The organism is Phenylobacterium sp. (assembly GCF_044371015.1).
GTDB lineage: Bacteria > Pseudomonadota > Alphaproteobacteria > Caulobacterales > Caulobacteraceae > Phenylobacterium.
This window is the reverse complement of sequence record NZ_JBILUK010000186.1, coordinates 1-6,410: the sequence shown is the minus strand read 5'-3', so window position 1 is coordinate 6,410 and position 6,410 is coordinate 1. Positions and strand designations below refer to the sequence as shown.

Annotated in this window: 4 protein-coding genes; 2 read left to right on the top strand and 2 right to left on the bottom strand. The window is 65.2% G+C overall.

All coding sequences use genetic code 11. The annotated features are described in order from the left end of the window. Together ACIQ3R_RS13755 and ACIQ3R_RS13750 are read left to right on the top strand one after the other, a co-directional pair. Positions 1–1,672, top strand: a 1,672-nt coding sequence (locus tag ACIQ3R_RS13755; protein WP_397419430.1) for a TonB-dependent receptor, incomplete at its 5' end; no start/stop codon positions are given. 459 nt (positions 1,673–2,131) lie between these two features. After that, positions 2,132–4,933: a TonB-dependent receptor gene (locus ACIQ3R_RS13750; protein ID WP_397419429.1), complete on the top strand. Its 2,802-nt coding sequence runs from the start codon at positions 2,132–2,134 to the stop codon at positions 4,931–4,933. Positions 4,934–5,033: 100 nt separating this feature from the next. Here the strand turns inward: ACIQ3R_RS13750 and ACIQ3R_RS13745 are convergent, their stop codons facing one another. Together ACIQ3R_RS13745 and ACIQ3R_RS13740 are read right to left on the bottom strand one after the other, a co-directional pair. Further along, the gene (locus ACIQ3R_RS13745) at positions 5,034–5,510 is read right to left on the bottom strand and encodes a glutathione peroxidase (RefSeq protein WP_397419428.1); all 477 of its coding nucleotides are present in this window, start codon (positions 5,508–5,510) and stop codon (positions 5,034–5,036) included. 41 nt (positions 5,511–5,551) lie between these two features. Then, a partial coding sequence (locus ACIQ3R_RS13740) for a Gfo/Idh/MocA family protein (RefSeq protein WP_397419427.1) occupies positions 5,552–6,410 on the bottom strand: 859 nt, incomplete at its 5' end.

The following is a 6,410-nucleotide window of genomic DNA, read 5'->3' as shown; positions in this document are numbered from 1 at the left end:
TAAGTACGACCTGTACGGCGATACGGACGGCACCAGCGTCCAGTCCTATCAGATCCCGCTCGCACCGGGCTCGGTCTGCGGCACCATCGGCGCTCTGTTCGCGGCCGGTCGCTCTACGGTCAACTGCGCCCCGCTGACCGTCAACGCCAACAACGGCTATCACTACTTCGAGTACCCGAAGTGGTACAGCCACGAGATCAACATCTCGTCGACCGATGACGGCCCGCTGCAGTGGATCGTCGGGGCCTACTACTTCAACGAGAAGTACACCGGAACGGGCAGCACCGCCGACTTCTTCCTGGTCGGCCCGTCTTCGCTGCAGACGCCGATCCTGGGCGCCGCGCCGAACCCGCAAAACTTCTGGTCAACCGGCAACTACGCCCTCACCACCGAGAGCAAGGCGCTGTTCGGCCAAGTCGACTATCAGATGACCGAGACTGTGAAATTCACGGCCGGCCTGCGCTACACCAAGGACAACAAGTTCGGTCAGGAGTTCCGGCGTATCGTCTGTAACTCCGACGCCTGCTACCCGGGCCTCTACCCGGCGATAGGCCTGGGCGCATTCGGTCCCGGCACGGCGGCCAACTGGGGTAGCCTGCTTGGCAACCTGACCGCCCTGCCGGCCGTCGGCCAGGCGCTCGGCCTCGGCAACGCGCTCGCGCCGCTGGGCGGCCTCGGCAACGGGGCCATGGACCTCACCGACACCCTGGCTCCGAAGAGCACCGCCGGTCTGATCGAAGGCGTCACCTCGCCTGCGGTCACCACCAACGGCGTGGTTCGCCAATACGTGATCGATCCGGCCACTGGCATCGCCAGCCGCCGGCTCGGCGACTCTTCTGACGCCGTGACCGGCACGATCGGCTTCCAGTGGGAGCCGGACAGCGACACCATGGCCTACGCCCGCTACAGCCGCGGCTACAAGGCGTTCGGCTTCTCGGCCGGCGGCTTCCTCGCGGTGCCGAAGGCCGACGAGGAGACCGTCAACTCCTACGAAGTCGGCGTGAAGAAGAACTTCGACAACCTCCAGCTCAACCTGGCCGCGTTCTACCTCGACTACCGCGGCCTGCAGGCTCCGGTGGCCGTTCGCGTCGGCGCGACCAACGTCACGCAGTTCGTGAACATCGCTAAGTCCGAGTCCTACGGGATCGAATTCAGCGGCATCTGGCAGCCGACACAGGCGCTGCGCCTGACCGTCGACTACGGCTGGAACCCGAGCAAGATCACCAAGAGCGCGCCGCTCGTTGACGTGAACGACAATATCAACACGGGCGCGGTCAGCATCGTCGGCAACGACCTGCCCCAGGCGCCGGAGCACAAGTTCGCGCTCAACGGCACCTATACCTTCGAACTGGACGAAGGAAACATCATCGCCGGTGCGACCTATCTCTACCGGTCGAAGTCCTACGCCAACGTCTTCACCCGCGAGTACAACGCCACCAAGTCCTGGGACCAGGTGGACCTGCGGGCGCTCTGGATGCCGACGGGCGGCAAGTACACGGTCATCGCCTACGTGAAGAACGTGTTCAACGACGACGGCTACGCCGCCGCCGTGGCCGCCTCTCAGCGCAACAACAGCGCGACCGTGGCGTCCGACCGGTTCGCCAACGGCGCCCGGAACTTCGAGCTGACGCCGCCCCGCCTCTACGGCGTGGAGCTGCAGTACCGCTTCTGATCCGACCGCCCTCAGGGCAGGAAGATCGAGGGTCCCCGGCGCGCCGGGGACCCTTTTTCTTTGGCGCGGTCCCACCGCCAGCGCACCGCAACATTCGAACGCCGTTCGCCCATCATCGTTCGCTTATGCCATAAGGGTTTCCGTACATTTCGCATTTGCGAAATCAGGCCGAAAAAGCGGCGAAATGGACGATCGCTCACTGAACCGGAGCGCAGCCGCCAACACTCCCATGTTGTTGGCCGTAAGTGCTAAGTCGACATGGCCCCCCGCCTGTTCCGGAATTTGTTCCATCGCCACTGAACATTCCGCGACATCTTTCCGTTGGGGTAGTTCTAGGTGAATTCAATTAAGTGATCGCCGTTCACTTCATGTGACGACGTTGACGGCGCCGAACACCTGCTTCAGCCTCACCCCATAAGCGCAGTCATAAGCGCGGCACGATAGGCGGGAGGCATCACCATGAAGTTCAGGCATCATCTCTTGGCGTCCAGCGCACTGCTGGCGGCCGCGGTCAGCGCCCCGGCGCAGGCGCAAAACACCAACACCATCGAAGAACTGGTCGTCACCGCGGAGAAGCGGGAACAGAGCCTTCAGGACATCCCGGTCGCCATTTCGGCCTTCACCTCCGAACAGCGCGACGTGGTCGGCATTCAGTCCATTCAGGACATGACGAACTTCACGCCGGGTCTGCAGTACTCCACGTCCACGGACCGCGTTTCGTTGCGCGGCCTGGGGCGCCTGACCAACGTGCTCTCGGCCGACGCTTCGGTCGCCAACTATGCCGACGGGGTCTATGAGACCTTCGCGGTCCGCGCCGGCTCGTCCACGCTCTTCCTCGACCGCGTCGAGGTGCTGCGCGGCCCGCAGGGCACCCTGTATGGACGCAACTCGATCGCCGGCGCGATCAACATCATCTCGCGGCGTCCGACAGACACGCCCTACGCCGAGGTGCGCGCCACCTACGGCAACTACAACCGTTCTGTCCTGGAGGCGGCGGCGTCCGGTCCTCTGGGCGACAAGGTGAAATTCCGCGTGTCCGCGAACTGGGAACGCCAGAGCAAGGGCTACTCCAAGAACATCGTCCCGGGCATGCCGTCCGAGGGCAACGTGCTCGACACCTTCTACGGCGAGGTTCAGTTCGACATCCAGTTTTCCGAGCGGGTCGAGATGTGGACCAAGCTCGGCTACACGAACTGGCGCAACGGCGCGGGCGGTCCTGGCGCCCAGTCCGGCGGCTGGTCACCCAACATCTATGATCTCAACGGCAACATCCGGCCGGATGTCAGCGCCACCAACCGCAACGGCGGCAATGGCTGGGATATCGCCCAGTTCCCGGACGCCGACACCCACTTCAACGCGGGCTTCGGCTGCAGCGGTCTGGCCGCCAGTGTGATCGGCGCCGGTCCAAACCCCTGCGTCAATGCTTCAAACAAGAGCCCGTGGGTGTTCAACCGCGCCCAGAACTACACGGTGCGCGTCCCCAACGCCTACACCGTCGCCAGCCATTGGACCTACCACGCCGATGACTTCGACATCCGCTACATCGTCGGCGGCACCCGCTACTGGTACCACCTGAACGGCTCCACGCCGAACGGCACCCGCGCCCCGCCGATCCTGCAGTACTCGGTCGGCGCCGCGCCGCTGGTGATCTACCCGCAGGAGCGGTTCGACTATCAGGAGCGCAACGGCTTCATCTCCAACGAGTTGAACCTGGTCTCGACCAAGGACAGCCCCTTCCAGTGGATCGTCGGCGCCTACCACTATCACCAGGCGTACAAGCAGCCGGTTCATACGATCCAGGACCCGCGGCAGCGGGAATGGTTCGGCACGGCCCCTGCCGTCTGCGCGTCTGGCGGCCAGACGGCGCCGCCAGTCGCCGCCGCCTGCGTGCCCGGGATCGGCCGACGGTTCGACAACCGTCCGGACGTCAAGAACACCTCCTACGCCTTCTACGGCCAGGCCAGCTATGAGGTGTCCTCCACACTCAACGTCACCGGCGGCCTGCGCTATTCACACGACCGCAAGTATGGAACCGAGACGACGCGCATCCTCTGCTTCGGCCTTCCGGCCTGCGTCGGCGTCCCGCCGGAAGTCTTTCCGCTGCTGATCGATCTCACCGGCCCAGCTGCAGGCGTGGTGGCGACGGGTCTCGGCGGCGCCGGGATCAACCGGATCTCAGAGGGCGTTACGGGCCGCACGACCTATGACCCCGCCAACGGCTTCGCGTCGCGCGAGTACGACGCAAGCTGGTCGGCGGTCACCGGCACGGCCAAGGCGGAATGGACGCCGGACGAAGACACCCTGGTCTATGGAAGCTATGCGAAAGGCTACCGCTCGGGCGGCTTCAACATCGGCATCTTCACCGTCATCAGCCAGCTGCCCTACTCGGACAAGGAGTCGGTCGACTCCTTCGAACTGGGCCTAAAGCGCACCTGGGGTCGAGTGCAGACCAACCTCGCCGTCTACAACTACGACTACAAGAACCTGCAGATCCCGATCACCCGGATCGCCGGCACGGCCATCGGTTCGACGACGACCTCATTCTACAACGCGCCGAAGTCCCGTTCCCGCGGGTTCGAGGCCGAGGTCCTCTGGCAGCCGATCGAGAACCTGCAGATTGTCGGAACCTACGCCTACATCGACGCCAAGATCCGTCAGGGTACGGCGGTGGATGCGGTCGACCCAACGGCGGTGCAACCCGGCGCCCGGCCGCTGCTGTCCTTCGCCCAATGCGCCAACAACGCGGCCTGCGCCGTGGACAACTTCACCAACGGCCTGCCGAACAACGGCTTGATCCGCGAACAGGACCTCAAGGGCGGCGACCTGCCGAATGCGCCACGGCACAAGTTCGCGATCGCGGCCAACTACACCTGGATGTTTGACGCCGGTTCGCTGACGGGCAACCTGTCCTACGCCTGGCGTGACAAGGCCTACGGCGGCCTCTTCAAGCGCTGGTACTATGAGGCCCCGTCATGGGATCAGGTCGACGCCCGCGCCCTGTGGCGGTCGGCCGACGACAAGTACGAGTTCATCGCCTATGTGAAGAATATCTTCGACACGATCGGCTACGACCAGGGCGCGACGGCCGAGCGTCTGGAGGGCGGATTCTCCAGCGTCTACGGCGCTCAGCCGGTCTCCGGCCTGACCTGCTCGCCCGTCGCCGGAGCCGCCGGCACGATCAACTGCGTGCAGGGCATCCGGAAGAACTTCTTCGTCAATCCGCCGCGCACCTACGGCATGGAGCTTCGCTACAAGTTCTAAGTCTGGAGGCGGTTGGTCATCCCAGCCGCCTCTCGGATCTCGCACCCAGAAATCAACAGGGGCGCTCCGCCTTTCGGTGGAGCGCCCCTTGCTTTGACAGCTAGATCGCCGCCTCGATGGCCCCGGTGACCTCCGGATCCAGCGGCTCTGTGCGGGGTCCGAAGGCGCGGATCGCCTGGCCATCCTTGCCGATCAGGATCTTGTGGAAGTTCCACACCGGCACGGCCGGCTCGCCCAGTTCGGCCTGCGCCCACTTGTAGAACGGGTGCGCATCATCCCCCTTCACATCCACCTTGGCGGTCATCGGGAAGTCGATGCCGAAGGTGGTCCGGCAGAAGGTCTCGATCTCGCCCTCCGTCCCCGGCTCCTGGCCCATGAACTGGTTGCAGGGCACGCCCAGCACCACCACGCCCTTGTCCTTGAAGTCGGTGAAGAGCTTCTCCAACCCATCGTATTGCGGGGTCAGGCCGCACTTGGAGGCGGTGTTCACCACCAGAACCACCTTGTCCTTGAAGGTCGAGAGCGGCAGCGAGCCGCCGGCGATGGCGTCGAAGCTGTAGTCATGGGCGCTGGACATGGGGAGAACTCCTTGATGGGTCTGGAGCCAGACTATCGACTTCACCCGCCGTTGCCCAAGGCCATCTCCACGGCAAGGGTGAGGTCGAGCGCGGCGATGGCTTCTGCCGCCGTCACCAGCGGTCGGTCGGTTTCACCCCGCACGGCCGCCAGAAAGTTCGACAGGCTTGCCCCCAGCGGGTCGGTCGCCGCCGGCGTCGAGGCGAAGTCCGCGTTCAGATCGAAGGGCGTCGTATTGCGGAAGGTCCTGGCCACAAAGTCCACCTCCACCTCGCCCGAAGCATAGACCAGCTTCAGCATCCGTCGCCGCGCCGGCGCCTGGCGCGATACGTCGAACAGCGCGACCAACCCGCTTTCGAAGCTGACCTCGGCGCGGACACTGTCCCAGACCCCATCACCCGCGCGTTCGCCCTCGGCCTCAGCCGCCACCGGCTCCGACCCCGACACCCGCAGGACCAGATCGATGTCGTGAATCATCAGATCCAGCACCGCCGAAACGTCGCGGCTTCGCGGCGAGGGCGGCCCATGCCGGACGGCCTCAACCCGCAAGGGCGTCGCCGGCGCGTCCAGCAGACCCATGGCCTGGAACACCACCCGTTCCTGGTGCCCGTTGGCCAGCACCACGCCCGCCCGCCCGGCGGCGACCGCCAGCCGCTCGGCGGCGCGTACATCCGTGGCGATCGGCTTCTCGACATAGACGTGCCGACCGGCCGCCACCGCCGCCAGCCCCTGGTCCGCATGGAACATCGCCGGCGAGGTGATGCTCACCACGTCCGCTTCGGCCAGAAGCGCCTCAAGGCTCTCAAACGCCCGCCCGCCCGCGGCGGCGACCACCGCCGCGCTTGCCGCCGCATCCGGATCATAGACGCCGGCGAACGCCACATCCGGTCGGTTCGCGTAT

What these genes read in the sequence shown, in the direction of transcription:
- ACIQ3R_RS13750 (WP_397419429.1), top strand. Translation starts at nt 2,132, where the DNA reads ATGAAGTTCAGGCATCATCTCTTGGCGTCCAGCGCACTGCTGGCGGCC.
- ACIQ3R_RS13745 (WP_397419428.1), bottom strand. Translation starts at nt 5,510, where the DNA reads ATGTCCAGCGCCCATGACTACAGCTTCGACGCCATCGCCGGCGGCTCG.